At 73.9% G+C, this 2,543-nt stretch carries 1 protein-coding gene; it reads right to left on the reverse strand.

The window, feature by feature from the left end; all coding sequences use genetic code 11:
• Positions 1 to 2,543, reverse strand: a 2,543-nt coding sequence (locus tag ACFWJO_RS37850; RefSeq protein WP_386872673.1) for an acyltransferase domain-containing protein, incomplete at both ends; no start/stop codon positions are given.

The raw sequence follows: 2,543 nt of genomic DNA on the forward strand, positions 1-2,543 counted from the left end.
GGTCAGGGCGGGGGCGAAGCGGACGCCGTCGGCCTCCGCCGCCAGCCGGCCGTTCGCGCCGACGAGCCGGATACGGGCCCGGGTGCCGTCCTCGAACAGCTCGGCGTGACATCGCAGCCCGTCCCGCAGGTCGCCGCGGTCGTAGTGGACGAAGCGCTCGAGACCGACCGGCACGAGGGCCGGACCGTCCATCGGGAAGCAGGCCAGCGCGGTCTGGAACATCGCGTCGACCAGGCCCGGGTGGATCCGGTAGGGCTCCGCCTCGCCGGGCGTCGCGGGCCGGATCTCGGCCGTGGCCTCGCCCCGGCCGAGCCTGATCCGCTCCACCCAGCGCGCGGCGGAACCGAGGTACATCGCACGCTGCCACAGCAGCCGGTACAGCTCGTCGCCGGTCAGCTCGCGGCCCGACCCGACGGTCGCCAGGGTCACCGTGGGCGCGGCGGACGCACCCGGCTGGACCCGGCCCTGCGCGTGCAGCTGCCAGGCACCGGACGCGTCCTGCGCGTAGTGACGGAACCGGCCGTCGTCGACGACCAGCTGGGCGGCCCGCTCCCCGCCGGACGCCGGTCCCTCGACGCCGAGGGGTTCGAGCACCAGGTCGACGGGCAGCTCCAGGTCCTCGACGGACACCGGACCCGGTCCGGCGATCTCGGTGACCGCCTCGATCACCGACTCCAGGAACACACCGGCGCTGACCACCGGCCGTCCGCCGACCACGAAGTCACCCAGGCACGGGTGCGCGGTCGGGTCGAGCCGCGGGGCGAACTGCGCCTGCGCGAGCGGCGACGACGGCAGCCGTACGCCCACCAGGCCGACGGGCTCGGCCGGCTGCGGAGCCGGCAGCGCGTCGACGCGCGGGGCGCTGTGCCGGCCGGCGGTCTCCGCCTCGAGCCAGTAGCGCCGGCGCTGGAAGGGGTAGGACGGCAGCTCGACGGTGCGGGCGCCGTAGGGCCGGAGGAGGGTGGGCCAGTCGACGGTGACGCCATGGCTCCAGGCCTGGGCGGCGGATTCCGCGAAGCGCTCCAGACTGCCCGTGTTGCGGTGCAGGGTGCCGACGGCCCTGCCGGTCCCGCCCCGCGCCTCCAGCGTTTCGGTGATGCCGTTGACGAGGACGGGGTGGGCGCTGACCTCGATGAACACGACGTCGGGTGCGGCGAGTTGTTCGACGACCTCGGCGAGTCGGACGCGGCTGCGGAGGTTGCGGAACCAGTAGGCCCCGTCCAGTTCCCGCGTGTCGAGGACACCACCGGTGACGGTGGAGTGGAAGGCGATGCGGCCCGACTGCGGTCGGACGCCTTCCAGTTCGTGGGCGAGCGTGTCGCGGATCTCGTCGACGTGTGCGGAGTGGGAGGCGTAGTCGACGGGGATGCGGCGGGCCCAGATGTCGTGGGTTTCGCAGTGGGCGAGGAGGGCGTCGAGGGCGTCGGGTGTGCCGGCCACGACGGTGGAGGAGGGGCCGTTCACCGCCGCGACGGAGATCTGGCCGGAGTAGGTGGTGAGGAGGTCTTCGGCCTGGTTTTCGGGGATGCCGAGCCAGGCCATGCCTCCGCCGCCGGACAGGACGCGCAGGGCTTTGGAGCGCAGGGCGACGACGCGGGCGCCGTCTTCGAGGGTGAGTCCGCCGGCGACGACGGCGGCGGCGATCTCGCCCTGGGAGTGGCCGACGACGGCCATGGGGTTGACGCCGTTGGCGCGCCAGAGGGCGGCGAGGCCGACCATCATGGCCCAGGAGGCGGGCTGGACGACGTCGACGCGGTCGAGACCCGGTGCGTTTTCGTCACCGCGCAGGACGGCAGTGAGTGACCAGTCCACGAACGGCGCGAGTGCGGTCTCGCACTCGGCGATGACACGGGCGAACTCGGGGGAGGAGTCCAGCAGTTCGGTCGCCATGCCGACCCACTGCGAACCCTGGCCCGGGAACACGAACACGACAGAGGCACCCGACGCGCGGCCCGGCTTCGCACCGGACACGGCCGCGGCCACCCCGGCGGCCTCGCCCGAGGCGAGGGCGTCCAGGCCCGCGAGCAGCCCGTCGCGTCCTTCCGTCCCGGCAATCACGGCCCGGGTCTCGAAGGCCGACCGTCCGGTGGCCAGGGAATGGGCGACGTCGGCCGGGCTCAGCTCGGGCCGTGCCCGTACGTACGCCGCGAGCTGACCCGCGGCCTCGGCGAGAGCGTCGGCCGTCCGGCCCGACACCATCCACGGCAGCGCCGCGCCGTCGAGCGGTGCCTGCTCCGTGTCGTCGGCCGGCGCCAGGTCGCTGGGCGCCTCGGCGAGGATGACGTGGGCGTTGGTGCCGCTGATGCCGAAGGAGGAGACACCGGCGCGCCGGACCCTGTCGTCCTGGGCGGGCCAGGGACGCGCCTCGGTCAGCAGCCCCACGCCGCCCGTCTCCCAGTCGATGAGCTCGCTGGGCTTGGTGACGTTGAGCGTGGCGGGCAGTTCGCCGTTCCGAAGGGCCATCACCATCTTGATCACGGCGCCGACGCCGGCGGCGGCCTGGGCGTGTCCGATGTTGGACTTGAGCGAGCCGAGGAGCAGCG

Origin of the sequence: Streptomyces sp. NPDC127092 (assembly GCF_042722475.1) — a bacterium.
Taxonomy (GTDB): domain Bacteria; phylum Actinomycetota; class Actinomycetes; order Streptomycetales; family Streptomycetaceae; genus Streptomyces.